The organism is Chitinasiproducens palmae (genome assembly GCF_900095735.1).
GTDB classification, from domain to species: Bacteria; Pseudomonadota; Gammaproteobacteria; order Burkholderiales; family Burkholderiaceae; genus Chitinasiproducens; species Chitinasiproducens palmae.
The window spans coordinates 662,188-686,102 of sequence record NZ_FNLO01000001.1 but is presented as its reverse complement, the minus strand read 5'-3'; the positions used below and the strand labels follow the sequence as shown (position 1 = coordinate 686,102).

Annotated in this window: 18 protein-coding genes and 1 pseudogene; 12 read left to right on the top strand and 7 right to left on the bottom strand. The window is 66.7% G+C overall.

The features are described from left to right. Positions 1 to 11: 11 nt before the first annotated feature. Positions 12 to 1,184 (bottom strand): MFS transporter, encoded by a 1,173-nt coding sequence (locus tag BLU54_RS02620; protein WP_091904236.1) that lies wholly within the window; start codon positions 1,182 to 1,184, stop codon positions 12 to 14. A 148-nt stretch (positions 1,185 to 1,332) separates the two neighbouring features. Beyond that, positions 1,333 to 1,653: an ArsR/SmtB family transcription factor gene (locus BLU54_RS02615; RefSeq protein WP_091904234.1), complete on the bottom strand. Its 321-nt coding sequence runs from the start codon at positions 1,651 to 1,653 to the stop codon at positions 1,333 to 1,335. Between the two features lie 250 nt (positions 1,654 to 1,903). Between BLU54_RS02615 and ypfJ the strand changes: the two genes are divergently transcribed. The 3 genes from ypfJ (at position 1,904) to BLU54_RS02600 (ending at position 5,687) form a co-directional block, all read left to right on the top strand. Next, on the top strand, positions 1,904 to 2,779 hold the full coding sequence (gene ypfJ / locus BLU54_RS02610; RefSeq protein ID WP_091904232.1) for a KPN_02809 family neutral zinc metallopeptidase: 876 nt from the start codon (positions 1,904 to 1,906) through the stop codon (positions 2,777 to 2,779). Between the two features lie 597 nt (positions 2,780 to 3,376). After that, positions 3,377 to 4,708 (top strand): MFS family transporter, encoded by a 1,332-nt coding sequence (locus BLU54_RS02605; protein WP_091904230.1) that lies wholly within the window; start codon positions 3,377 to 3,379, stop codon positions 4,706 to 4,708. Positions 4,709 to 5,057: 349 nt separating this feature from the next. Next, on the top strand, positions 5,058 to 5,687 hold the full coding sequence (locus BLU54_RS02600; RefSeq protein ID WP_091904227.1) for a LysE family translocator: 630 nt from the start codon (positions 5,058 to 5,060) through the stop codon (positions 5,685 to 5,687). A 141-nt stretch (positions 5,688 to 5,828) separates the two neighbouring features. Here BLU54_RS02600 and BLU54_RS24340 read toward each other — a convergent pair whose 3' ends face one another. From BLU54_RS24340 to BLU54_RS02580, 4 genes are all read right to left on the bottom strand, one after another. Then, on the bottom strand, positions 5,829 to 5,957 hold the full coding sequence (locus BLU54_RS24340) for a hypothetical protein (protein WP_268874487.1): 129 nt from the start codon (positions 5,955 to 5,957) through the stop codon (positions 5,829 to 5,831). 221 nt (positions 5,958 to 6,178) lie between these two features. Then, positions 6,179 to 8,158 carry a PhoX family protein gene (locus BLU54_RS02590; RefSeq protein WP_091904225.1) on the bottom strand — a complete coding sequence of 660 codons (1,980 nt, stop codon included), beginning with the start codon at positions 8,156 to 8,158 and terminating at the stop codon, positions 6,179 to 6,181. Between the two features lie 126 nt (positions 8,159 to 8,284). After that, complete coding sequence (locus BLU54_RS23580; protein WP_170844990.1) at positions 8,285 to 10,528, bottom strand: ATP-binding cassette domain-containing protein; 2,244 nt, start codon at positions 10,526 to 10,528, stop codon at positions 8,285 to 8,287. 1 nt (position 10,529) lies between these two features. Further along, entirely contained in the window at positions 10,530 to 11,408 is an 879-nt protein-coding gene (locus BLU54_RS02580) for an extracellular solute-binding protein (RefSeq protein WP_091904223.1), read from the bottom strand. Positions 11,409 to 11,815: 407 nt separating this feature from the next. On the opposite strand from BLU54_RS02580, the gene BLU54_RS02575 reads away from it, so the two are divergent. Beyond that, entirely contained in the window at positions 11,816 to 12,952 is a 1,137-nt protein-coding gene (locus tag BLU54_RS02575; RefSeq protein ID WP_091904221.1) for a DUF4062 domain-containing protein, read from the top strand. A gap of 27 nt (positions 12,953 to 12,979) precedes the next feature. Here the strand turns inward: BLU54_RS02575 and BLU54_RS02570 are convergent, their stop codons facing one another. Beyond that, the gene (locus BLU54_RS02570) at positions 12,980 to 14,464 is read right to left on the bottom strand and encodes an EAL and HDOD domain-containing protein (protein WP_091904219.1); all 1,485 of its coding nucleotides are present in this window, start codon (positions 14,462 to 14,464) and stop codon (positions 12,980 to 12,982) included. A gap of 741 nt (positions 14,465 to 15,205) precedes the next feature. Here BLU54_RS02570 and flhD point away from each other — a divergent pair. The 8 genes and pseudogenes from flhD (at position 15,206) to BLU54_RS24420 (ending at position 23,884) form a co-directional block, all read left to right on the top strand. Next, the gene (flhD, locus tag BLU54_RS02565; RefSeq protein WP_091904217.1) at positions 15,206 to 15,526 is read left to right on the top strand and encodes a flagellar transcriptional regulator FlhD; all 321 of its coding nucleotides are present in this window, start codon (positions 15,206 to 15,208) and stop codon (positions 15,524 to 15,526) included. Between the two features lie 8 nt (positions 15,527 to 15,534). Next, positions 15,535 to 16,056 (top strand): annotated as a pseudogene (flhC, locus tag BLU54_RS02560) (flagellar transcriptional regulator FlhC); the annotation flags it as partial. Between the two features lie 386 nt (positions 16,057 to 16,442). Beyond that, complete coding sequence (gene motA / locus BLU54_RS02555) at positions 16,443 to 17,315, top strand: flagellar motor stator protein MotA (protein ID WP_091904523.1); 873 nt, start codon at positions 16,443 to 16,445, stop codon at positions 17,313 to 17,315. Beyond that, positions 17,312 to 18,229, top strand: coding sequence for a flagellar motor protein MotB (gene motB, locus BLU54_RS02550; RefSeq protein WP_091904213.1), 918 nt, complete (start codon positions 17,312 to 17,314; stop codon positions 18,227 to 18,229). Before motA ends, motB begins: the two co-directional genes overlap by 4 nt. Then, positions 18,226 to 18,609 carry a response regulator gene (locus BLU54_RS02545; RefSeq protein WP_091904211.1) on the top strand — a complete coding sequence of 128 codons (384 nt, stop codon included), beginning with the start codon at positions 18,226 to 18,228 and terminating at the stop codon, positions 18,607 to 18,609. Before motB ends, BLU54_RS02545 begins: the two co-directional genes overlap by 4 nt. Positions 18,610 to 18,689: 80 nt before the next feature. Continuing rightward, on the top strand, positions 18,690 to 20,987 hold the full coding sequence (gene cheA / locus BLU54_RS02540; protein WP_091904210.1) for a chemotaxis protein CheA: 2,298 nt from the start codon (positions 18,690 to 18,692) through the stop codon (positions 20,985 to 20,987). Next, a complete protein-coding gene (gene cheW, locus BLU54_RS02535) occupies positions 20,980 to 21,495 on the top strand; it encodes a chemotaxis protein CheW (protein WP_091904208.1) in 516 nt (171 codons plus the stop codon). Before cheA ends, cheW begins: the two co-directional genes overlap by 8 nt. 130 nt (positions 21,496 to 21,625) lie before the next feature. After that, positions 21,626 to 23,884, top strand: coding sequence for a methyl-accepting chemotaxis protein (locus BLU54_RS24420; RefSeq protein WP_091904206.1), 2,259 nt, complete (start codon positions 21,626 to 21,628; stop codon positions 23,882 to 23,884). Positions 23,885 to 23,915: the final 31 nt, after the last annotated feature.

Below are 23,915 nucleotides of genomic sequence, written 5' to 3'. Positions count from 1 at the left end.
GATTCTGTTGCTCAGCTGGTTGCGCAGTCGGGCTGGGCTGGCAGGTCTCGCGCCAGGCGTCCCGAGAGACTGCTGGCGAACACGCCGAGCAGCGCCAGCGCGGCCGCGGCCAACGGCGTCGCCTGCAGACCCAGGTTGGCGCTCAGCACAAGACCGCCGACCCACGCGCCGAACGCGTTGCCCAGGTTGAAGGCGCCGATGTTCAAGGTCGATATCAGGTTCGGCGCGGCGGCGCCGAAGCGCATCACGTTGACCTGCAGTGCCGGCACCGCCGCGAACGCGGCGACCGCCCACAGGAACAGGTTCGCCTCCGAAGGCCACAGCCAGGGCGCGGTCCAGTGCAATGCGAGCGAGGTGGCGCACAGCGCGATCAGCACCAGCGACAGCGCCTTCGACAGGTTCCAGTCCGCCAGGCGTCCGCCGAGCGCGTTGCCGATCGTGAGTCCCACGCCCATCGCGAACAGCGTCCACGACACGCCGCGCGGCGTCACACCGGTGACCTGCAGCAGAAGCGGTGCGATGTAGGTGAAGAGCGCGAACATTGCTGCCGAAAAGCAGACCGTCGTGCCCAGCGCCAACCAGACCCCGGTGCTGCGCAGTCCCCGCAGTTCCCGGCGCAGGTCGGCCGGGGTTTCGTCGCTGCGCACCGGCAACGCGCGCCGCAGACCGGCGAACGACAGCAGTCCAAGCGCCACCACGGCCCAGAACGGTGTCCGCCAGCCGGCGGCCTGTCCGAGCGCCGTGCCGAGCGGTACGCCCAACACGTTGGCCAGCGTGAGTCCGGTAAACATCAGGGCGACGGCGCGGGCGCGGCGGTTCGGCTCGACCAGACCCGCCGCGGTGACGGAACCGATGCCGAAGAAAGCGCCGTGACATAACGCGGTCACGACGCGGGCCAGCACCAGCAAGCCGTAGTTCGCGGCGATCGCGCAGAACAGGTTGCCGAGTACGAAGATGACCATCAGCGAGAGCAAGGCCGTGCGTCGCCGCCAGCGGGCCGTGATCATCGCCATGACCGGCGCGCCGAAGGCGACTGCCAGCGCATAGGCGCTGATCAGCCAGCCGGCCGCCGGCAGCGACACGGACAGGTCGTGCGCCACATCGGGCAGCAGGCCCATGATGACGAACTCCGTCGTGCCGATTGCGAAGGCGCTGAGTGACAGGACAAGTAGAGCTAGGGGCATGAATACGAGGTGTCTTGAGTGAAAAAGGCTGAGGCCGGCCGGTCCGATGTCGCGCAATATCGGCGTGCGCGTGGCGGCCAGGCGCGCTGCGTCGGGGCACACGGCTTCGTCACCGGCCTGCGTCGCACGCTGTCGTCACACGCTGTTGTTACAAATTCTCGCGCACCCGTTCCAGAAAGGCGGCGATGGTGGGCTCGCAGCGGCGGTAGAAAATCCATTGGCCGACCTTGCGGGACGTGATCAAGCCAGCACGTTGCAGCGTTGCGAGGTGCGCTGATACCGTCGATTGCGAGAGACCGGCCTTCTCGTCGAGCAGGCCGGCGCACACGCCGAAATCGAGCGGGTGCTCCTGCATCGCGAAATGTTGCTCGGCGTCGCGGAGCCAAGCCAGAATCTGCCGCCGGAGCGGGTTGGCCAAGGCCTTGTGAATTGCATCGACATCAAGGTCGACGGCTTCGCGGTCATTCATATCGGAACTTTACGAAACGAATATCGGGAAATCCTGAAATCAATATCGTCATCATACGATATACGGGATAACCCTGACGCGAGGTGGGTGATGGCGCTTGGCCAGGCTCGACGCAGGAGGGGTTGCGCTGCCTTACCGCAGGCGTGCTCGCGCGCTGCCGAGCGCCGTTCGTGCGCAAGGTGCGTGCCGCTGGACCGGAACATGCTTGTCTGCGCAACAATGCATGACCGCAACGGTCGGGAGTAATAGCGTGCGTCTTGATAACGAATCGGAAAGCAACCGCGTCGAGGATCGGCGCGGTGGCGGTGGCGGCTTCCCAATTGGCGGACGCTCGATCGGCATCGGTACGGTGGTGATCGCCTTCGTGGCCGCGTACTTCTTTGGAGTCGATCCGTCCGTGATCCTCAACGGGGCGAGCCAGTCGAACCCGTCGAGTGTTTCGCAGCAGCGCGCCGCGCCGCAGAACGCGCCGGCAAACGATGAAATGACCGTGTTTGTTCGACGCGTGCTCGGCAACACCGAGCGCACGTGGACGCAGATCATGCGCACGCAGTTCAATCGCGACTATCCGGCGCCCACGCTGGTACTGTTCAGCGGCGGTACGCAAACCGGCTGCGGCTACGGCCAGGCGGCGATGGGTCCGTTCTATTGCCCTGCGGATCAGAAGGTCTACATCGACCTGTCGTTTTACCAGGAGATGCGACAACGTTTCGGCGTTGCAGGCGACTTTGCGCAAGCCTACGTGATCGCCCACGAGGTTGGGCACCATGTCCAGAAAGTGCTCGGCATCTCCGATCAGGTCGACCGGCTGCGCCAGCGTCTGTCGCGCGCCGATGCCAATGCGCTGTCGGTGCGTGTCGAACTGCAGGCGGATTGCTTTGCCGGGGTCTGGGCGGCGACCGCGCAGCGCAACAATCAGCAGTTGATCGAGCCGGGCGATTTCGAGAATGGTCTGCAGGCTGCGGCGGCGATTGGCGACGATCGGTTGCAACGACAGTCGCAGGGGCGGGTGGTGCCCGAATCCTTCACGCATGGCTCCAGCGAGCAACGGCAGCGGTGGCTGCAGCGTGGTTTGAGCACGGCGGACGCGCGCCAGTGCAATACGTTCGGCGCCGAGACGCTCTGAGCGTCACGCGGCCGCGCGTCGCGGGCGATGCGCCTGTCGCGCCCCGGCGAGCGCTCGATCGCCAGCCGAATGGAAGAAAATTGGACGCTGAAATCCATGGTCGACATGACGGCGAAGGCGAACGCGACGGCGACGGCGACGGCGGGCGGTACGGCGGCGCGCCCAATTTTTCGGGTAGGTCGAGACATCCGACGCGTTGCACGGGGAACGGGGCAGGACGGCGCATGTTCAAGTCTAATCAGCGGCGACGGCCTCGGGCAGGATCGCAGTGTCCGGCGGAGCGCATCAGCGGGCAGAGTGTGCGACGAGCGCGTGCGGTGGCGCACCTGGCGTCACTCTGACTTTCGGCCGGGCGCGAATGCCCCTACACTGTGTCGCGTCGCGGTCCACAAGTCTCGCGGCGCAGTCGTGTCGGATCAGGCGAACGCATGCTCGGACGCGCGGTAGCGCCATGGCGGTCGTGCGTGTCGGTCACGCACTCAGCGTGCACTTGGGATCGTGGCAGCCGTCGACGGCGCCACGCGCGATGGCTGCCAGACAGTTTCCGCCCGGCTCGCGATGGCCGGTGCTCCGCGTTCACAACCAAAACACTGAGACATGGCAACGCAAGACAACCTACCGCAAGACGCGTCGGCGCACGACAACCACTACACGCCCGAAGAGCGCCGCTCGCGAATATTCGCGATTGTCGGCGCGTCCTCCGGCAATCTCGTCGAGTGGTTTGATTTCTACGTCTACGCCTTCACAGCGCTGTACTTCGCCAAGGCCTTCTTCCCGTCGGGAAATCCGACGACCCAGTTGCTCAATACGGCGGGGGTGTTCGCGGCCGGCTTCCTGATGCGGCCGATCGGCGGCTGGATGTTTGGCCGTATCGCCGACAAGCAGGGCCGGCGCACTGCGATGCTGATCTCCGTGATGATGATGTGTGCCGGCTCGCTGCTGATTGCGTGCCTGCCGACCTACGCGACGATCGGTACCGCTGCCCCCGTTCTGCTGCTGCTCGCGCGACTGTTTCAGGGGCTGTCGGTGGGCGGCGAGTATGGCACCAGCGCGACCTACATGAGTGAAGTCGCGATGCGGGGCGAACGCGGCTTTCTCGCGTCCTTCCAGTACGTGACGCTGATCGGTGGGCAATTGCTGGCGGTGCTGGTGATCGTCATTCTGCAGTTTGCGCTCGACGACGCGCAACTTCGCGCCTGGGGCTGGCGCATTCCGTTCGTCGTCGGTGCGATTGCCGCGGTGATCTCCCTGTTCCTGCGTCGCTCGTTGACTGAAACGGCCGACGCCACGACGCGTCAACGCAAGGAGGCCGGTTCGATCCTCGCGCTGTTCCGCGATCACAAGCGGCCATTCTTCACCGTGCTGGGCTTTACCGCCGGCGGCTCGCTGATCTTCTACACGTTCACCACCTATATGCAGAAGTATCTGGTGAACACGGCGGGCATGAATGCGAAGACAGCAAGCGGCGTGATGACGGCTTCGTTGCTGGTCTACATGCTGATGCAGCCGTTGTTCGGCGCCCTGTCGGACCGCATCGGACGGCGCGCGAACATGCTGTTGTTCGGCGCGCTCGGCGCATTGTTCACGTTCCCGATCCTGCTGGCGCTGAAGACCGTGACCAGCCCGGTCATCGCATTCATGCTGATCATTGCCGGGCAGGCCATCGTGAGTCTTTATACGTCGATCAGCGGTTTGATCAAGGCGGAGATGTTCCCGCCCGAGGTGCGCGCGCTGGGCGTTGGTCTGTCCTATGCCGTCGCCAATGCGGTGTTCGGCGGTTCCGCCGAGTACGTGGCACTTTGGTTCAAGCAAGCCGGCTCCGAGAACAGTTTCTACTGGTACGTGACTGCCTTGATGGTGCTCGCCTTCGTCGTGTGCCTGTTCATGGGCGACCTCAAGAAGAAGAGTTATCTGAACAGCGAGCGTTGAGATTGCACGCGGCTTTGCCAGCGGAGCGAGGCCGGGCGACGCCGGTCGTGCCTGCCACCGCGCACGCTGGCACACGCTGTCGGCGCGCGCGCCTTGCCGTTACCGGGCAGGCGCAACGCGCGCGCACCGGGTCGATGCGGTGACGAACCACGGTCCGCTCCAGGCTGGGACCGAGCCCGAAGGCGAGCCGATGCTGGCCGGGGCGGGTCCGCGCCACTCCGGTTGTAACCGCGCCTGTTTCGGCGCTGTGCGCGCCCGACGCGTTGCGCTAAGATGCGGCATCGGCCAGCCAGCCCGCGCTAGCCAATCCTGGGTGGCGCACGCGCTGTGATGCCATCGATGGTTTGACATGTCCCTCCACGACTATCTTCTTTTCTTGCCCGCCTGCTTCGCGCTGAATATGGTGTTCGGGCCGAACAATGCGCTGGCCATCGGCAACAGTGTGCGTAATGGCGTGACGGTTGCGGTTCTCGCCGCCAGCGGGCGGTTGCTGGCATTCGCGGCGATGATCGTGGTCGCGGGGCTGGGCCTCGGCGCGCTGTTGGCAGGTTCCGAGACGTTGTTCGCGCTGGTGAAGTGGATCGGCGCCGCATATCTGGTCTTCATCGGCATCAAGCTGTGGCGTGGCGCCCCGGCGGCGGCCGCCGCGGCGTCCGCGCAGCAGGCCGCACCGCCCGCCAGTCTCGGACGCCTTGCACGGCAGGAGGGCCTGGTCGCCATCGGCAATCCGAAGGCCATCCTGATTTTCACCGCGTTCCTGCCGCAGTTCGTGGATCCGAACCATTACGCGCTCAGCTATACCATCGTCGGCATGACCTTCCTGGTGCTGGAGGTATTTGCGATCGCGATCTATGCCGTGGTCGGGTTGCGTATCGCCAAGGCAGTGCGGGGCGGCCGTGCCTTTCTTTGGTTCAATCGCACGAGCGGCGTGTTGATGATGGTATTCGGCGCGGCGCTCGCTTTCGCGCGGCGGCCCTAGCCGGAGCTGGGGCCGACCCGGTTCGGGGTGGACTGACGGACCACGTCGTCTCGCCTCGGCATCAGCGCTGTGCAATGAAAAAGCCCACCGGCGCTTGCGTGTCGGTGGGCTTTTCGCGTCATACCCGTGCGGGCATCGGCGTCATGGCTGGCGTTGTCCGCCCTGATGCATCGGCTGCTTCTGCTGATTCTGCTGCTGTTGGCCCTGCGGCTGGCCCTTTTGTTCGTGCGGGTTCTGCGGCTGGTTGTTGTTCAACTTCGATTGGCTCATCGCTGCCTCCTTCGGTTGGACGTGTCTTACCAGCAGCAAGCCGCATTCCCGTGCCCGTGCCGACGCCGTGGCACCGAATGAAGAAGCGCCGCGCATCGCTTGTCGATGCGCGGCGCGCGGGAACAGCCGGCGCGACCTTGGCCGAGTCAGCGCGAAGTCAGCGCCATCTCAGCGCCGAGTCAGGGACGAATGAGCGCCGAGCGGGCGCAAACAGCGTGCACTCAAGCGGTCGGTTCGAGTTGCGCCATGGTCAGGTAGCCGACCGATGCGCCGAACTTGTCGCGGTAATTCGCCCGAACCAGCGGGTCGAGCGTCGGGGAAACCTTGCCGTGCAGCGCGGCTTCCCAATCGCCGGCGTGCTGGAAGTTGCTCATTACGTAGGTCCAGCCGTTGATCTCGTCGACTGCGTGCAAACCCGTCGATTCGGCGCCGGACGGCGTCGACAGCACGCGCGTCAGCGTCTTCTGGTCGACGTTGTACGCCCACAGGAAGTTGTTGACGTGCATGCCGCTGTCCTCGCCGATGAACAGGGTGCGGAGTTTCTCGGAAAACTTCAGGTTGTCCGGGTTGGCGATCTTGTCCGGATTGGCAAGGTTGCCCAGCGCGTCCGCCGCCGCCAGGTCTTCGCCGACGAGCGCTGCCGGCGGTGCCATGTCGATCGGCACCCATTCGCTGTCGATCGCAGTGCCGCTCGAATCGGTCTGGCCACCACGCAGATTCAGCGCGTAGACCGCGCCCGCCTTCGGGCCCTCGACCTTCACGTCGCCCGAGCCATCGAGCATCGAGCTTTGAATGTACGACATGGCCGAGTACGAGATCTTGTCTTTCGTGTTGACGGTCGTGCCTTCCAGCTTGGTGAAGCCCATGCTGCCGCCTTTGAGCGCGGCATAGCGGTGAGTTTCGAGAAACGCCATCGCCTGTTCCTTGCCCGGCTTGATTTTCACCCACTGCGTCTTGCCCGAGAACGGGATGCGCGTGAAAGTGGCATCGCCCGGATCGGTCGACGACCATTCGAAGATGTCGGCCGCGGTATTCGCGTTGGCCAGTGCTTCAATCTCGGCACTGGTGGCGTGGCCCAGCCGGATCCAGGTCAACGTCGCCGCGCCTGGGCCGGTGCTGGATGTCTGATGCCACTTCGCGACGTACAGCGTGCCGGCGGACAGGTCCGCTTCACGATCGGCCACGAACATGAACAGGCCGCCGTTGGTCGCGTCGTCGCCCATCAGCAGCGTGCGCTTGTCCGGCATCGCTTGCACCAGTTCGTGCGAGATACGGCCGACGCAGTAGTGCTTGACGATCGAGCCAGTGCCGTCCGCGTTCACGGTCACTTCCGGGAGATGACCGTAATGGTAGGGGTTGGCCTTGCTGGCGTCGCCGTACAGACGTTCGCTGAATGCCTGGAACTGCGTGTTGGTGGCAATCGCCGTGGCATCCGGCTCGTATTCCTCGCTCGACAGATGCGTGTTCCACGGCGACAGGCTCGCACCGCAGGTGATCCACAGGCCATTCGCCGACGACGTGTCGACGTTGTGGTACTTGACCAGCGAAAGGTGCCCGGTCGCCGGGTCCTGGTCCAACGTCAAGACGGCGATCGGCGAGGGCAACTGACCGTAGGTCGAGGTGCCGGCCTGGTCCTTCGTGGTGTACTCGAATTGCACCACCGCGAATACGGCGTTGCCTTTCACGCCAGTCACCGACGGATTGTCGAGGCTCAGCAGCGAGGTCCCGTCCGGGCAGTCGGAGAAGAATTGGCGCGACTTGCCAGAGACCGAATTGTCGATGATCGGCTTGTTGTTGATATCGTAATAGCCGCCGGCGAGGATCGTGCCGCCCTTGCCGTCCGACACCATGTCGCCGGTCATGAAGAACGGCTGGTAGCCGAGCTGTACGGTCTCGTTGCTGCCGTCGCTGTAGGCGAGGCGCAGCGATGACTTGACCGTCGTCGTCGCCATCTCCGCGGCGTTGGCGAGTGACGGCGCGGCCATGCCGACGAACGCCGCGGAAACGAACTTCGCGGTGGTCGGCGTCGTGCCGCTGCCCGGCGTCGCGCCGCTCGCCGGTGTGGCGGCACCGGTGCGGTTGACGTCGCCGCCGCCGCCGCAGGCGGAGAGTGCGAGCGCCGAACCGGTCAGCGGCAGCAACGGGCCGCCGGCCAGCAATTTGAGAATACGTCGGCGGGAAGCGAGGCTGTCTACAGTCATTTCGGATCGTCCGGTGTGTGGGTGCCGTGATCCTAGGGGACGCGTATGGCAGCTTGATGACGCGTCATATTCCATGCCATGCCGCGCATCCGCATGGCGCGACGCTTGGCCACACGCTTGCGGGAATTACGTGGGCGCGCGCGCGCGTGCCGGCGGCGCGGCGGGCGTAGCGAGTGCGGCGGGGTTGGCTACCTGCGCCGGCGTTGCGCCGGCGGTCGCCGCTTCATGCGCGGCAGGCCAGCAATCGAGGCGCGCCACGTCGATCGCCAAGGTGAGGCGCGCGCCAGCCGCGACCGTGGACGTGCCGCGGTAGGCACACTCGAGCGTGCGATCGCCCACGGCGCAGCGCAGCCACTGACCGTCGGCGGTTGGGTAAACCGATTCGACGAGCGCAGAGAGGTGGGCATGCGCTTGCGGCGCCACTTCGGTCGGGCCGTCGGATGCGGCGGGCGACGTATCGGTGCGAAGCGAGCGCGGTTCCGGCGTGGCAATCGCCACCACATGCACCGCATCGGTCGGAATGCGCAGCAGGCAATCGGCCTGCTCGGCCTGTTCGGCGGGCGCGGTGGCGCCAGGCAGCATGCGATCCGTCGGCATGCGCAGCGCGACGTGGCCGTCCGACTGATTTCCCCATGCGATGGCGCCGTCGGCGGTGCGACGGACCGGCAGCACATTGCGAACGTCGAGCAGGCGGGCGACCGACAAGGTCGCCGGCCGGCGCAGGACATCGGCTGTGCGACCCTGCTGCAGGACGCGGCCCGCATCCATCACGACAATCTCGTCTGCGAGTTCCAACGCGTCCTGCGGATCGTGACTAACCACGATCGTGGTCGCGTCGATGCGCGTTTGCAGTTCACGCAACGCGCGGCGCAGTTGGCTGCGCAGCGGCGTGTCCAAGGCCGAGCACGGTTCGTCGAGAAGAATCAATCGGCTCGGCCGCGCCAGCGCCCGTACCAATGCCGCTCGCTGTTGCTGCCCGAGCGAGAGCGCCGCCGGCCGACGCTCCAGAAGCGTGTCAAGCCCGAGCGCCTTGGCCCAGCGCGCCACCTTGCCCGCATCCGCGTCGGGTGCCAGCAGGCACTGCTCGGCAAGCGACAGATGGGGAAAGAGCGCGTAGTTCTGCGGCACGTAGGCGATGCGGCGGGCTTCCGCATTCACCTGTTCCAGTGCGACGCCGTCGATGCGGATCAGGTTGGCCGCATCCACATCGGCGGTGCGTCGGCGCCGATGTGCACGCCGCAGGGCACGCCGATCTGCTCGCTGGGGCGCCACGCCGGCCACCAGCTTCAGGCTCAGCGACTTGCCGCACCCGGACGGGCCAACGATGGCGAGGCGGCGCGCGTTGCTGGTGATCGAGACGTCGAGCGCGAAGCCCGGGTAGCGGTGGCGCAGCCGTAGTTGCAAGCTCGCCGCGCGATGGTCGGGCGCGGCCGCGCCGGCGTCGCTGTTAGGCGACGCCGGCGTGAGTTGCGCGTCCGCGTCCGTGGCGGCGCCCTTGTTCGAGGGCGGATCGGCGAGCGGCGCAGCGTCCACCTCGGCGTCGATCTCGGCGTCCATGAGTCGCTGTCGCGCTAGGCGGGCGCCCCGGCCGCTGCGCCGCAGATTGGCGCTCTGCACGCCTGCCGCCAGCGCGACGACCGCAAGCGTGGCGAGCAGGGTCGGCAACAGCACCGGCAGCATCGCGTCGAGCCCCTGACTGCCAAAGCTCACGAAGGTGAAGACCGGCAACGAGTACGGATGGTAGGCGACCATCACGGTCGCGCCGAATTCTCCGATCGCTCGGAGCCAGGCGAGCAGCAGCCCTGCGGCAATGCCGCGCGCCGCCAGCGGCAGCGCAACTTTCATGAAACGTTGCGCCGGACGCAGGCCGAGCGTCGCTGCAACTTCCTCAAGGCCGGGGTCGAGGGCGGCGAACGCGGAGCGGGCGGCGATGACCGCGAACGGCGCGGCGACGAAGACCTGCGCGAGCACTACGCCTGCGAACGCGTCGGTCAATTGCAGCCCGGCATCGCTGAACAAGGTACCCAATGGGGCGTACGGTCCGATCAGAAAGAGCAGCAACACGCCGGAAACGAGCGGCGGCAGCGCAAGCGGCGCCTGCACGATGAAAGCGAGCGTGCGGGCCAGTGCACCGGTGTGGCGCGCCAGGTAGTAGCCGAGCGGCACGCCGCCCAGTGCGATCAGAACGGTGGCGAGGGTGGCACCGCCGAACGAGACGAGCGCCGCTTGCCAGAGCGCGCGATCGCTCAGCACATGCCAGTCCGCGGAGCCGAGTGCCGGCAATGCGGCAAGCAACGGCGCAAGCAGGTAGGCCGCGAGCAGCACCGCGAGCGCACGCAGCGCCCGCGGCAGGCCAGGCCGTGTCGGCACCTTACTGCGCGCGCGGTGCGGGCAAGGCCACTTGCAAGGCTGGCGGCACCGCGCCGGCGTCGCCTGTCACCACGGGCGTCGGCAGTACATCGACGCCAGAATCACGCAGCAGCTTGCGGCCCGCATCGCTCAGCAGGAAGTTGACGAAACGCGCCGCGCCTTCGGCATTGGGTGCCCGGTTGACAACGGTGACCGTATATCGCGCCTTGATGTCGAAATCCGCCGGCAAGCGAATCGCCGGGATGTTGAGGTCGCTCGTCTCGGTCGAGTAGAAGAAGCCGGCGTCCAGCTGGCCCGACTGCAAGCGGCCGACCAGCGTTTCTTCCGGAAGGACCTGCTGCGGGTTGTCGGGGGCGCCCAGCATACGCTGCGACAAGCCCGGCGCCTGATACACGCGCTCCGCCTCTTCGAGCAACTGCATCGTATAAGCGCCCTTCGGATCGAGCTTCGGATCGGTACGGCCGATGCGGATACCCGGCGTGGTCAGCGCGCGGTCCCATCGTTCCGTCTGCAGCGTCTTCGCGAAGCGGCTGCGCGGGTTGTAGCCGATCAGCAGCGGCGATTCGGCAAAATTCGCATACCAGCCCACCCAGTCGCCGTTCGACTCGCCCATCAACGTCTTGTTCACCGCCGGGTTGGCGCTGATAAAGACGTCGGCACGACGCAGCTTGCCCTTGATCTCGTTGGCAAGCTTATTCGAGCCGCCTGCGTAGCCACGAAAGGTGGTGCCGGTCGCCTTCTCGAACGCCGGGCCGATCCGTTGTTCCATCAGATGGACAAGCGACCCCGCGTACATCACGTTGACCGTATCGGCGCGCGCGGCGATGGGCGCGCTGAAAGAGAGAGCGACGAGCAGTCCGGCGAGCCACTTTTTCTTCATTGTTTGAATTCTCCTTGCTGGTTTGGGTGACGGTGGCACGAAAGCGCTATGTATCGAAGTATATAGCGTTACCGCCGCTGCTCGGCAGGCGTGCGGCTTCTGGCCGATCAAGCGCGGGGCGAGGACAGCGCGAGCGGCGATCGCGCCTTCGCTCGCTCGCGCCTTCGCGCCGACGGTGCGTCGGCGGCGGGGCAGTGGCGCGGTGGGGACGTAATAGTGAGGACTTCGGCGGGCGCGGACTTGGCAGCGGCGTCGATGAGCCGCACTATTGCGGGACGGCGAGCAGGGCGATGGCGCGCGGGGTGGGCGGTGCGCGCGCCGCTGCGATGCAGCGCCACGTCTGCAGCAGTGGCCGCAGCAGTGAACGCAGCGTTTTCTGCACTACACCGAACCACCGAGGGAGAACGATGGCGAGCAGTCAACCAATCAGGGTCATGCTGTCCAGCCGATGCGCGGATCGGTTCTCGGAGGCCGAACCGGTCGCGTTGACGACGGTCCGACGCGAGTTGAAGCGCGACATCGAGGCTGCCGGGCTGTTTGGCGCGCAGCTGTTCCAGGTTTGGATCAACGAGGACGCCGAGGCACTGGATCACACCGCGGACAGTTGGGAGCACTGCCTGCGGCAGGTGAACGACTGCGACATCCTGATCGTGCTCTACAACGGCAATGCGGGCTGGGCCAAGACGGGCGAGGACATCGGCATCTGTCACGCGGAGTACGCTGAGGGGCTGAAATACGCGCCGGGCAAGGTGAGACTGATCGAGCTGCCGGACGCCGGCCCTGCGAGCGGGCCTGCCCAGGCGGCGCGGAACGCGCGTTTCGCAGCGTTCAAGGCGTCGGCCGCCGGGTTCCGCGGCGGCGCAGCGTTGACCCGCGCCGCATTGCGCGAGCAGGTACAGAAGGCGATCGTCGACGCGGTGTTGACGCAGACGCGACGCGGCGCCGAGGGTGCGAAAGGCGGACGCTTCGATCTCGGCGCGGCGCTGGCGTGGAGTCGGCTCGACTTCGCCGGGCGGCGTGCCGCAATGGTTGCCGAGCTGAAGGCCGTGTTGGCCGGCCGGCAACACGCGCGGCCTGCAAAGGCTGACGAAGACCGCCTGCCCGCGCTGGCGCTCGACGGCCGCACGATCGTCGTGCAACTGCATGCGGTGCCGGCCGCCTTCTCCGTCGCGCCGGCGCGCGAGCAGCTTGGCCGGCCGCATCTGCAGGACCATCGGCTGGCGACCCGGTTGGCGGGCCTTGCCGGTCCGCTGCACCTCGTCGCCTGTCACCGCGGGGTAACCGAGACGCAGGCTACCGGCCTGCTTGGCTTTCCGGATGCGACGGTCGTCGCGGCGCCGTTCGGTATCTACCTCGCCGATGACGTCCAGAAGACGCAGTTCGTGTTTCTCGCGAATTGCCGCGATCCGGTGCAGACGCGGCTGGCGGTGCAACGCTTCATCGAATGGGTGGATCAGGCAGGCGAGGGCAGCCGGCTGGCCGATCGCGCAGCCGCGCGCGCCCGGATCGTCGCGGCGATCGCACGGGAGCAAGGCATCGTGTAAGGGGCGCCTGTCCCGTGCGCGTCGCCGTCAGCTGGCTTGCGCGTTGCGCGTCATCCAGCGCACGGCATCGAAGGCCAGCCGCGTCGCCGCTTCGCCGGTCAGCAAGCCGCCGTCGCGGCAAACCTGATCGATGTGCGCTTCGTCGCCGCTTTCGATCGCTTCGGCCACGTCGAGCAGTGCGCCGAGTTTGCCGCCGCGGTGTTCGATTGCTTCACGCACCCATGGCGACAGCCGCAGTTCGCTCAGCACGTCGCCGCCGCCTTCGCCGAACATGGCTTCGGCCATCGAGAACACGCCTGTCATGAATGCTTCGTCGGCGAAGCCGTCATCCATCGGCTTCAGATGGTCAGCGGCCAGTTCCATGAAGCGCGCCCGCGTGCCGACAAGTTGTACCACCGGGTCAGCGTCGATGCTCAGCCCGACGTCGTCGTTCGCGTACAGCATCAGTTGCGCCCATCGCGCAATCTGCCGCGTGCCGACCGCGAGCGTTGCTTCGCGCAACGTCGACACGCGGCGCGTGCGGCCGTTGCTGTTCGCGTAGCGCAGCAATTGCACGATCAGCTTCGGGATGCGCTTCAGTTCACCCTCGATCTGCTTGATCTCCGGCTCGCGTCCGAGCAGGCCGAGCAGCGCGAGCAGGGCGGAGCGGTCGGAGACCAGACGCCGCGTCGACAGCACTTCCGGACGGGCGAAGTAATAGCCCTGGAATAGTTGGAAGCCGTGCTCCAGTGCCAGCCGGTAATCGTCGGCCGTCTCGACCTTTTCGGCCAGCGGCACGCGGCCGCGCCGGCGTATCAGCGCGACGATCGACTGCAGTTCGCTGCGGTCGACAATGCCGAAATCGACCTTGACGATATCCACTGCCGACAGGTCGCGCATGTTCGGCGTATCGGCCGAGCCAACATCGTCGAGGGCGATCCGGAAACCCGCCTCGCGCAGCGTTGCGCAGCGTGCGCGCAGGACGTCGTCGATCTCGACCGATTCGAGGACTTCGAGAACGAAGCGATGCGCGGGCAGGACGGTGATCAGCTCGCCGAGCAGCACTTCGCGATTGACGTTGATGTAACCCGCGTGGCCGCCCAGCACTGTCTCGATGCCGAAGTGCCCGATCATGCTTGCCACCACGTGAGAGGTGGCGCGCGTGTTGTCGTCGACGATCGCGGCGTTGATTGCGCTGGAGCGGAACAGCAGCTCGTAGGCGACGATCCAGCCGCTCGAATTCAAGATCGGCTGGCGGCCGAGATAGACGTTTTCCGCGTGAGGATCGTCGTGGCCACCCGCGCCTGCGCCGTCGGCACCGTCATCCGTCGGCCTGCTCTCCAAAGCACGGGGCGGCGCTTTACCCGGCGCAGCCAGGTGCGGAACGTTCGCAGCGTCGCCGGCGGCGGGCAGTCGCTCCGCCGCGCCGACGCGTGGCAGCGCCACGCTTCCGCCGGTAAAGGCCGCGTCGCCGGGAAGCAGCGTTCCAGCACTGCGCGCTTGCGTAACCGAAGAACTGAAGGAGAATCTCATACCGACAATGGACGGATCGGGTCCCCGCTGCCGGGTCGCGGACCGCCGCCGCGCACTCACGGTCTGCCGGCCCGGCTCGGGGCCGTTTGGTTATCTTTGCAAGGCTCCCACTGTATCAGTATTCGACGGCCGCAAGCGGCGCCAGCCATCCCGCTTTCGGCGTACCCATCTTCGTCTGCCACGGGCAGGCACGAACGGTCCGAACGCGCGTCCATTCCGGATGGTCGGGCGTGCCAGCGAGCGGACGGCCCGTGGGCATTGACTTCCCGACGCTGGCCGGCGGCCAGCAGCGTTTGCACCGCGCGCGCGCGGGCTCCCACGATGCGTCGCACGCGGCTGTTGAAGCACGGTGCGCCGTTACAGACTCTTACGCTTTTGTGTGGGGCAACGCACGTTTCCCGGCCGTCAAAGTGGTTATGATCTACGCTTGCCCTATCAAGCATTCGTGGCGTCGCGGTTTTGTGTTCGTTTTTCACGACACTGTCGGTTCGCTGGCGAACTTTCTTGTCATGCCTAGGGGTGTGGACGACCGGCCAAAATTACCCGGCATGTCCAAATATTCCCTTGTGTTACAGGCTATCCGCGCGTTTGTAGGAAAAACGCCTACATGCGCGCGCCCGTCCTCCTACGGCGGGTCGGCGGTTCCTTCCTATATCGCCCATTTCGGCCGTTCGCGAAAATGGCTCCCGTGTTGCCCGCTGTCGTCGCTCTCGCGGCACAGGCGCGGCGCGGAGCCAAGCAATGAATATCAGCCAGTCGACGCTGGACGAAGTCCGGGAACTGAATCTGTCCTACCTGCTGCTCGCCCAGCGTCTGCTGCGCGAGGACAAGGCAAGCGCGATGTTCCGGCTTGGCCTGGCAAGTGAAGTGGCCGATGTCCTGACCGCGCTGAGTCTCGCGCAGACTGTGCGCCTCGCGTCATCCAGCCAGCTTCTGTGCCGGTTCCGCTTCGACGATCACGCGTTGCTGTCGTCGCTCACCCATGCCACCCGCTCGGCCGACACTGCTGCGTCCCACGCGGCGATCTTGCTCGCCGGCCAGTCCGCAGAGCAGATCGGTTGAGGACCGCAATGGCCATCAAGAGCGTCATGTCGGAAGCGCGCGAGATTACCCTCGCGATCGAATTGATCGAACTGGGTGCCCGTCTCCAGATGCTGGAAGCCGAGGTCAACCTCAGCCGGGATCGGCTCATCCGTCTGTACAAGGAAGTCCGCGGCGTCTCGCCACCGAAGGGAATGTTGCCGTTCTCGACCGACTGGTTCATGACCTGGCAGCCGAACGTGCACGCCTCGCTGTTCTACAACATGTTCTGCTTCATGCGGGACGAAGCGGGCTGCGACGCAATCCAATCGACGATCAAGGCCTACCGCCTGTACGTCGAGCACGTGATGCTCAACGGCAGCGAAGAGCCGTTGCTCGGGCTGACGCGTGCCTGGACGCTGCTGCGATTCTTCGACAGCGGCATGCTCAGCCTCCAGCCATGTAGCCGCTGCGGTGGCAAGTTCGTGACCCATGCGCACGAGCCGTCGCGCGGCGCCGTGTGCGGGCTGTGCCAGCCGCCTTCGCGAGCCGGCAAGACGCGCGCTGCCGCGGAATCGAAACGGGTAGCGGAAGCGCGTGCCGCCGAACCCATCGAAGTCGCGCCCGAGGCATTGGCGGCGCTGGCGCAAGCCGCGCAAGGCACGCCTGGGACTGTTTGCGCCGAGGCGCCGACTGTCGTCCAGACCGGCATCGGCGCGCTGCTCGCCGCACAGACCACCGCGCGGCGGCGCCGCGAACTGCGCGGTCATCACTGACCGCCGCACGCCGCGCGCCGTCTGCCGCGGCGTGCGCACGCCCGGCGCCGCGCCGCATCCGATGCGCGCGGCGTTCCCGAAAATTCCCCTTTAGTTTCCGTCGGCCGCGCCGTTAAACGATGCAACGGGCTTTGCGTCGCCGAGCGCGCGCACGCCGACCCTTAGCAGCGAGGTTGCAAGGCGTGCTGGTCTTTCTCGGTTACGTGGTCACGGTGGTATCGGTCTTCGGCGGCTATGCGCTCGCCGGCGGCCACCTTGCGGCGTTGCTGCAGCCGGTCGAGTTCCTGATGATCGCGGGCGCCGGCTTCGGCGCGTTCCTGGTCGGCAACAACACCAAGGCGATCCGCGCAACGTTTCGCGCGCTGCCGCAGCTGCTGCGGCGCACGCGCTACACGAAGCCGGTGTACATGGACCTGATGGCGGTGCTGTTCCTGCTGTTGACGAAGGCGCGCCGCGACGGACTGATGTCGCTCGAGGACGACATCGAGGCGCCGGCGGACAGCGCGTTGTTCAAGACATATCCGCGCATCCTCGGCGACGCATTGCTGATGGACTTCCTGACGGACTATTTCAGGTTGATGGTGAGCGGCAACATGAACGCCTTCGAGCTGGAAAACCTGATGGACGAGGAAATCGAGACGCATCACCAGGAGAGCACGATGCCCGCGCACTGCCTGACCAAGGTCGGCGACGCGATGCCCGCGTTCGGCATCGTCGCCGCGGTGATGGGCGTGGTGCACACGATGGCGTCGGCGAGCCTGCCGCCGGCCCGGCTCGGCGAACTGCTCGCGCAGGCGCTGGTCGGCACCTTCCTCGGCATCCTGCTCGCATATGGCTTCATCGCGCCGCTGGCGCAGGCGATCGAACAGCGGGTCGAGGAATCGACCAAGATCCTGCAGTGCATCAAGGTCGGCATCCTCGCCAGCCTGAACGGCTATCCCCCGTCGGTTGCGGTCGAATTCAGCCGCAAGGTGCTGTTCAGCACCGAACGACCGACCTTCGCGGAACTCGAAGCGCACGTCAAGCAGGTCCGCGGCGAGGCGCGCAGGCGATGAAGCAGGACGCGCACCGCCCGATCGTCATCCGACGCGGCAACCCCCGGCGTCGCGATACGCATGGCGGCAGCTGGAAGCTGGCGTACGCCGACTTCATGACCGCGATGATGGCGTTCTTCCTGCTGATGTGGCTGCTGGGCTCGGTCAATCCGGAGGCCGGACGCGGCATCGCCGACTATTTCAAGACGCCGCTGAAGACCGCCTTGCTGGGTGGCGCGCAGACCAGCGAGGGCAGCAACGTGCTGCCTGGCGGCGGTGCCGATCCGACGCGTCGCGACGGTGACCGGCAGCGCGGCGACGCTAGCCGCCGCACGCCAGCCACGGCCGACGACGCCGCGCAACTGTTGCGCTTGAAGACCCGCATCGAAGACAGCTTCGCCGGCAAGCCGTCACTGAAGCCGTTCCTGTCGCAAATCATGCTGGACGTCACGGACGAGGGATTGCGCGTGCAGATCGTCGATTCGCAGAACCGGCCGATGTTCGCGCGCGCCAGTGCCGAGGTCGAGCCCTACATGCGCGACATCCTGCGCGAGCTCGGCGATGCGTTGAACGATGTGCCGAACCGCATCGTGGTCGCCGGCCACACCGACGCCCAGACATACGCGGGCGGCGAAAAGGGCTACAGCAACTGGGAGCTGTCGACGGACCGCGCGAACGCGTCGCGGCGCGAGCTGGTCGCGGGCGGCCTGGACGATGGCAAGGTGTTGCGCGTCGTCGGCATGGCCGCGACCAGTCGCTTCAACGACAGCGACGCGAACGACCCGCGCAACCGTCGCATCAGTGTCATCGTGCTGAACCGGCGCGTGGGCAGCGAGCTTGCCGCGCGCCGCACCGCGTCGGTCGACGATGCTCGTCTCGATACAGCAGGGCCGCCGTCGGCTACCTCCGCTCCGTCAGGAACACAACAACCATGAGCAAGCGTGTACTCGCCGTCGATGATTCCACCTCGATGCGGCTGATTCTGGAAGCCACGCTGGTCGAAGCCGGTTACGACGCGACCGTCGCGGTGGATGGACGGGATGCGCTGGCGCGCGCGGTCGCCGCATCCGCGCCGTTCGATCTGGTGCTGACCGATCACAACATGCCCGGCCTGACCGGCCTGGAACTGATCGCGGCACTACGCGAACTCGCGCCTTATGCGACCACGCCGATTCTGCTGCTGACCACCGAGGAAGGCGATGGCTTCAAGGCGCGCGCGCGGGAGGCCGGCGCAAGCGGCTGGCTGCTCAAGCCGCTCGACCCGCAACTGCTGACCGATGTGCTGGCGCAGTTGCTGGCGCCGGCGCCGGGCTGACGCACCGCGCCGCCGTCGACCCCGCATCCCATACATCCTTACGAAGCCCGCTCACCGATCGCTCTGCGACCCGAACCGGTATGACGCTCGATATCACTCAGTTTTATCAGACCTTCTTCGACGAGGCCGACGAACTGCTCGCCGACATGGAAGGGCATCTGCTCGCGCTGGACGTTAATGCGCCCGATCCCGAGCAGCTCAACGCGATCTTCCGGGCCGCGCATTCGATCAAGGGTGGCGCCGCGACGTTCGGTTTCAACGTGCTGACGGAAACCACGCACGTGCTCGAATCGGTGCTCGATCTCGCGCGCAATAACGAGCTGCAGCTGACGACCGCGATGGTCGACGTCTTTCTCGAAGCGAAGGACGTCCTCGTCGAGCAGATGCAGGCATACCGTGCATCGAGCGAGCCGGATGAAGCGCGCGGCACGCGTCTGGCCGAAAAACTGCGCGCCATCGCCAGCGGCGAGGCACCGGATGCCCCGGATGCCCCGGATGCCCCGGATGCTGCGGACGCCACGGTGGCAGCGGCGCCAGCCGCCGGCGACGACGCTGGCGCGGTCGCCGCGGACAGCGTGGCGGCAGCAACCGTCGACGAGCCGGGCGCGCCGCCGGCGCGCGTGATCGCGCAATTGCAGGAGATCGCCGGCTATGCGCCATCGGCCGACGCGGCGGCGCCGGCGAGCCGCGCCGAACCGGACGCGCAGCGTGCACCGGCTGCAAACAGTGGCAAGACCTGCCTGCGGGTGCGCTTTGTCGGGGTCGCCGAGAAGGACTGCGCATTGTTGACCGAGGAGCTGGCCAACCTCGGCACCATCGTCGCCCAGGCGACGGAGGCGGGCGTGCCGACGGTGTGGCTCGATTCCGACTGCGCGCCCGACGACATCATTGCCGTGTGCTGCTTCGTGATCGATGCCGACCAGATCGAGGTCGACACCGCAAGCGCACCCGCGAAGCCGGTTGCCGCCGTCGCGGATGCCGCGCCGGCAGCCTCGGCGAGCCCCGCTGCGCCGCCTGCGGATGCGGCTTCGGTGGCCGCGGTCAGCGCGGTGATCGCGGCAGCCGAGGAAGCGGTCAGCAGCGCGGCCGCACCGACCATCATCGCACCGCAAGTGATCCATGCTTCGCCGATCGACGCAGACCGACCGCGCGCGACGGCGGTTGCCCCGGCCGCGGGGCACGAGGCAGGCTCGATTCGCGTCGGCGTGGAGAAGGTCGATCAGTTGATCAATCTGGTCGGCGAACTGGTCATCACGCAGGCCATGCTTGCCCAGACCGCCGGGCAGTTCGATCCGGTGCAGCATACCGGCCTGTTCAACGGTCTGGCACTGCTGGAGCGCAACGCGCGCGACCTGCAGGAAGCGGTAATGTCGATCCGCATGATGCCGATGGATTATGTGTTCAGCCGTTTCCCGCGGCTGGTGCGCGACCTGGCCTCGAAGCTTGGCAAGCGCGTCGAATTGGTGACGTTCGGTCAGGCCACCGAGCTCGACAAGAGTCTGATCGAGCGCATCGTCGATCCGATGACGCACCTGGTGCGCAACAGCCTGGACCACGGTATCGAGACACCAGAGCGGCGCGCCGCGGCGGGCAAGGACCCGGTGGGGCAACTCGTGCTGTCCGCCGAGCATCAGGGCGGCAACATCGTGATCGAGGTGTCCGACGACGGTGCCGGCCTGAGCCGCGAGCGCATTCTCGCGAAGGCGCAGCGCCAGGGCATGAGCGTGCACGACGCGATGAGCGACGAGGAAGTCTGGCAATTGATTTTCCTGCCTGGTTTCTCGACTGCCGAACAGGTCACCGACGTATCCGGGCGTGGCGTCGGCATGGACGTCGTGCGGCGGAACATCCAGCAGATGGGCGGCCACGTGCAGATCCAGTCGCAGGCGGGGCTGGGCAGCACGATACGCATCATGCTGCCGCTGACGCTGGCGATTCTCGATGGCATGTCGGTGCGCGTCGGGGGCGAGACCTTCATCGTGCCGCTTTCGGCCGTGATGGAGTCGTTGCAGCCGACGGCCGCCGACATCTACACCATCGCCGGGGGCGACACCGTGTTGCGCGTACGCGGCGAATACCTGCCGATCGTCGCGATGCACGAGGTGTTCGGCGTGGCGCAGGCGCGCACCGATCCCACGCAGGCGATCGCGATCATCCTGCAGGCCGAAGGCCGCCGCTTCGCGTTGCTCGTCGACGAACTGGTCGGCCAGCACCAGGTGGTCGTGAAGAATCTCGAAACCAATTACCGCAAGGTGTTCGGCATCTCGGCCGCGACCATCCTCGGCGACGGCAGTGTCGCGCTGATCGTGGACGTGCCTGCCCTGAACCGGACACGCCAGCGGCCCCAATCTTCCAGCAAGGAGCTTGAACATGTCTGAACTGCAAACGACGCGCGGCACCTCGCTGGCGCTGGTCGAAACCGGGACCGAGGGTCCCGGCAATGAATTCCTCGCCTTCACCCTGGGCGGCGAAGAGTACGGCATCGACATTCTGAAGGTGCAGGAGATCCGCGGCTACGAGACCGTCACGCGCATCGCCAACACGCCCGCGTTCATCAAGGGCGTGATCAATCTGCGTGGCGTGATTGTGCCGATCGTCGACATGCGGATCAAGTTCTCGCTGGGCCGCGTGGAATACGACCATCAGACGGTCGTGATCATCCTGAACGTCGCCAACCGCGTGGTGGGCATGGTGGTCGACGGCGTGTCCGACGTGCTGACGCTGGCACCGAATCAGATCAAGCCCGCGCCGGAATTCGGCGCGACGCTGAGCACCGAGTACCTGACGGGCCTGGGTACGGTGGACGATCGCCTGCTGATCCTGATGGACATCGAGCGACTGATGACAAGCGACGAGATGGCGCTGGTCGAGGCGGCGGCCGCCTGACGAAAGCGCCGGTCCGACGACGCACGGGGGGCGTCGGGGCGCCTGGCGGTGGCAGGAGACGAGCGGCCGCACAGCGGCCGCGACGATAACAGTGCGTCCGCAAGAGGACGCCGCAGACTTGAGAACCGCAATGAGAGACAACCAGCCGGTCAACAACGACGAAACGGTTCTGCGCGAAGATCACTTCCTGATCTCGCGCACCGATCTCAACGGCCGCATCGTCTTTGCCAACGACGCTTTCGTGGCGGTCAGCGGCTTCACCCGGGACGAGTTGATCGGCCAGCCGCACAATCTCGTGCGGCATCCGGACATGCCGCCGCCGGTCTTCGGCGAGATGTGGCGCATGCTGAAGGCCGACCAGGTGTGGACCGGCGAAGTGAAGAATCGCCGCAAGGACGGCGGTTACTACTGGGTGCACGCGACGGTCTCGCCGACGATTGCCGATGGCCGCAAGGTCGGCTACACCTCGGTGCGCATTCCGCTTGACGCGGCGCGGCGCGCCACCGCCGAAACAAACTACCGCAAGGTGCGCGAGACCGGCATGCGCGGCTTCGCCTTCTACCGCGGCGCACTGGTCCGGCGCGGGCCGCTGGTCTGGTTGCGGCGGCGGCTGGCGATCAACACATCGCTGCGCGCCCGCCTCGCCGTTCTCGTCGGCGTGACAGGCGTGTCCCTCGCACTGATTGCCGGCGTGGCACTGAGCGCGTTGTATCTGGCGCAGGCCAGAGCCCAGTCGATGTTCGCCGCCGGCCTGGTACCGGTGGTCGAACTCAACGAATTCGCCAGTCGCATCGACCGGCAGCGCGCCGTGCTGGTCGACGTGATCGCCAATCCGTCGCTGGACGGCATCAAGCACGCGACCGCCGCGCTGCCGCAGGACCGCGAGCAAGCCAATCGCCACTGGCAGCAGGCCGTGTCGGCCGGCGTGCCGGCGGCGCTGCGCGCGCGTTTCGACGCGGTAGCGGCCGATCGCAGCCGTTACGACAAGGCGCTGCTGGCGGAAATCGACGCGGTTTCGTCGGGCAGCCTGGAAGGCGCGACGACGATCTTTTCCGAACAGGTGCAGCCCGCGTACCAGGCGCTGCGCCAACATCTCTCCGAGCTGCTCGCTGCGGAGGTCGCGCAGGCCCGCGTGCTCAACGAGAACATCGACCGCGACGTGCAGCAGGCGCAGATCGTCATCGCCGCGGTGTTTGTCGCGGTGTTGCTCGGCCTGATCTGGTACACGGGCCGCTTGAGCCGCCGCATTCTCGGCTCTGTCGAGGCGCTGTCGGCGATGTCGAAACGCGTTGCCGCCGGCGACCTCAGTGCCACCGTTAGCAGCCAGTCCAAGGACGAGATCGGCCGGCTGATGTTCGGCCTGTCCGTGATGCAAAAGACGCTGCGCGCGACAGTCGGGCAAGTGCGCGGCAATGTGGAAACGATCGTCGGCGCGTCGCGCGAGATCGCGGCGGGCAACACGGATCTGTCGTCGCGCACCGAGCAGCAAGCCGCGTCGCTGCAGGAGACGGCATCGAGCATGGACGAGCTGACCGCGACGGTGAAGCAGAACGCGGACAACGCCCGCGCGGCCAGTCAGCTGGCGGTGAACGCGTCGGGCCTGGCCAGCCGGGGCGGCGAGGTGGTCGGCGACGTGGTCGAGACGATGGGCGGCATCTCGGCGAGCTCGAAGAAAATGGCCGACATCATCGGCGTGATCGAAGGCATCGCGTTCCAGACCAACATCCTGGCGCTGAACGCGGCGGTCGAGGCAGCGCGCGCGGGCGAACAGGGCCGCGGCTTCGCGGTGGTGGCGGGCGAGGTGCGCACGCTGGCGCAGCGCTCGGCAACGGCGGCCAAGGAAATCAAGGGGCTGATCGGCGAGTCGGGACAGCGCATCGAAGCGGGGCAGGCGCTGGTCGAACGCGCGGGCCAGACGATGCAGGAGATCGTGCAGGCCGTGGCGCGGGTCACCGACATCATGGGCGAGATCTCCGCGGCGTCGGAAGAACAATCCGGCGGCATCGAGCAGGTGAACCGCGCGATCACGCAGATGGACGAAGTGACGCAGCAAAACGCGGCGCTGGTCGAAGAGGCCGCTGCCGCGGCGGCGTCGCTGCAGAGTCAGGCGCAGCAGCTGACCGAAGCCGTCTCGCAATTCCGGCTGGCCGACGGAAGCGCCCGCCATACGAGCGTCGTCGCCAGCGACGCGACGGCGCGTGCGGCCGCGCCGCGCGCCAAGGCAGGCGCGCGCCCGGCTGCCGTTCCTGGCAGCGGCACCGGCAGCGGCACCGGCAGCGCGTCGGGCGGTGCGTCGGGCGGTGTGGCCGCGCCGACGCCGGTTGCGAGTCCGGCTTTCGCACCGACACCGCGGCCCGCGATGGCCGGCGGTGATTGGGAAACCTTCTGACCAGGCGCCGGAACGGCCTGAACGAGTCATC

Bases quoted from the DNA above. Each gene is read 5' to 3' on its own strand.
- BLU54_RS02620 (WP_091904236.1), bottom strand. From the start codon at position 1,184: ATGCCCCTAGCTCTACTTGTCCTGTCACTCAGCGCCTTCGCAATCGGC.
- BLU54_RS02615 (WP_091904234.1), bottom strand. From the start codon at position 1,653: ATGAATGACCGCGAAGCCGTCGACCTTGATGTCGATGCAATTCACAAG.
- BLU54_RS02605 (WP_091904230.1), top strand. From the start codon at position 3,377: ATGGCAACGCAAGACAACCTACCGCAAGACGCGTCGGCGCACGACAAC.
- BLU54_RS02600 (WP_091904227.1), top strand. From the start codon at position 5,058: ATGTCCCTCCACGACTATCTTCTTTTCTTGCCCGCCTGCTTCGCGCTG.
- BLU54_RS24340 (WP_268874487.1), bottom strand. From the start codon at position 5,957: ATGAGCCAATCGAAGTTGAACAACAACCAGCCGCAGAACCCGCACGAA.
- BLU54_RS02590 (WP_091904225.1), bottom strand. From the start codon at position 8,158: ATGACTGTAGACAGCCTCGCTTCCCGCCGACGTATTCTCAAATTGCTG.
- BLU54_RS02580 (WP_091904223.1), bottom strand. From the start codon at position 11,408: ATGAAGAAAAAGTGGCTCGCCGGACTGCTCGTCGCTCTCTCTTTCAGC.
- BLU54_RS02575 (WP_091904221.1), top strand. From the start codon at position 11,816: ATGGCGAGCAGTCAACCAATCAGGGTCATGCTGTCCAGCCGATGCGCG.
- BLU54_RS02570 (WP_091904219.1), bottom strand. From the start codon at position 14,464: ATGAGATTCTCCTTCAGTTCTTCGGTTACGCAAGCGCGCAGTGCTGGA.
- flhD (WP_091904217.1), top strand. From the start codon at position 15,206: ATGAATATCAGCCAGTCGACGCTGGACGAAGTCCGGGAACTGAATCTG.
- motB (WP_091904213.1), top strand. From the start codon at position 17,312: ATGAAGCAGGACGCGCACCGCCCGATCGTCATCCGACGCGGCAACCCC.
- BLU54_RS02545 (WP_091904211.1), top strand. From the start codon at position 18,226: ATGAGCAAGCGTGTACTCGCCGTCGATGATTCCACCTCGATGCGGCTG.
- cheA (WP_091904210.1), top strand. From the start codon at position 18,690: ATGACGCTCGATATCACTCAGTTTTATCAGACCTTCTTCGACGAGGCC.
- cheW (WP_091904208.1), top strand. From the start codon at position 20,980: ATGTCTGAACTGCAAACGACGCGCGGCACCTCGCTGGCGCTGGTCGAA.
- BLU54_RS24420 (WP_091904206.1), top strand. From the start codon at position 21,626: ATGAGAGACAACCAGCCGGTCAACAACGACGAAACGGTTCTGCGCGAA.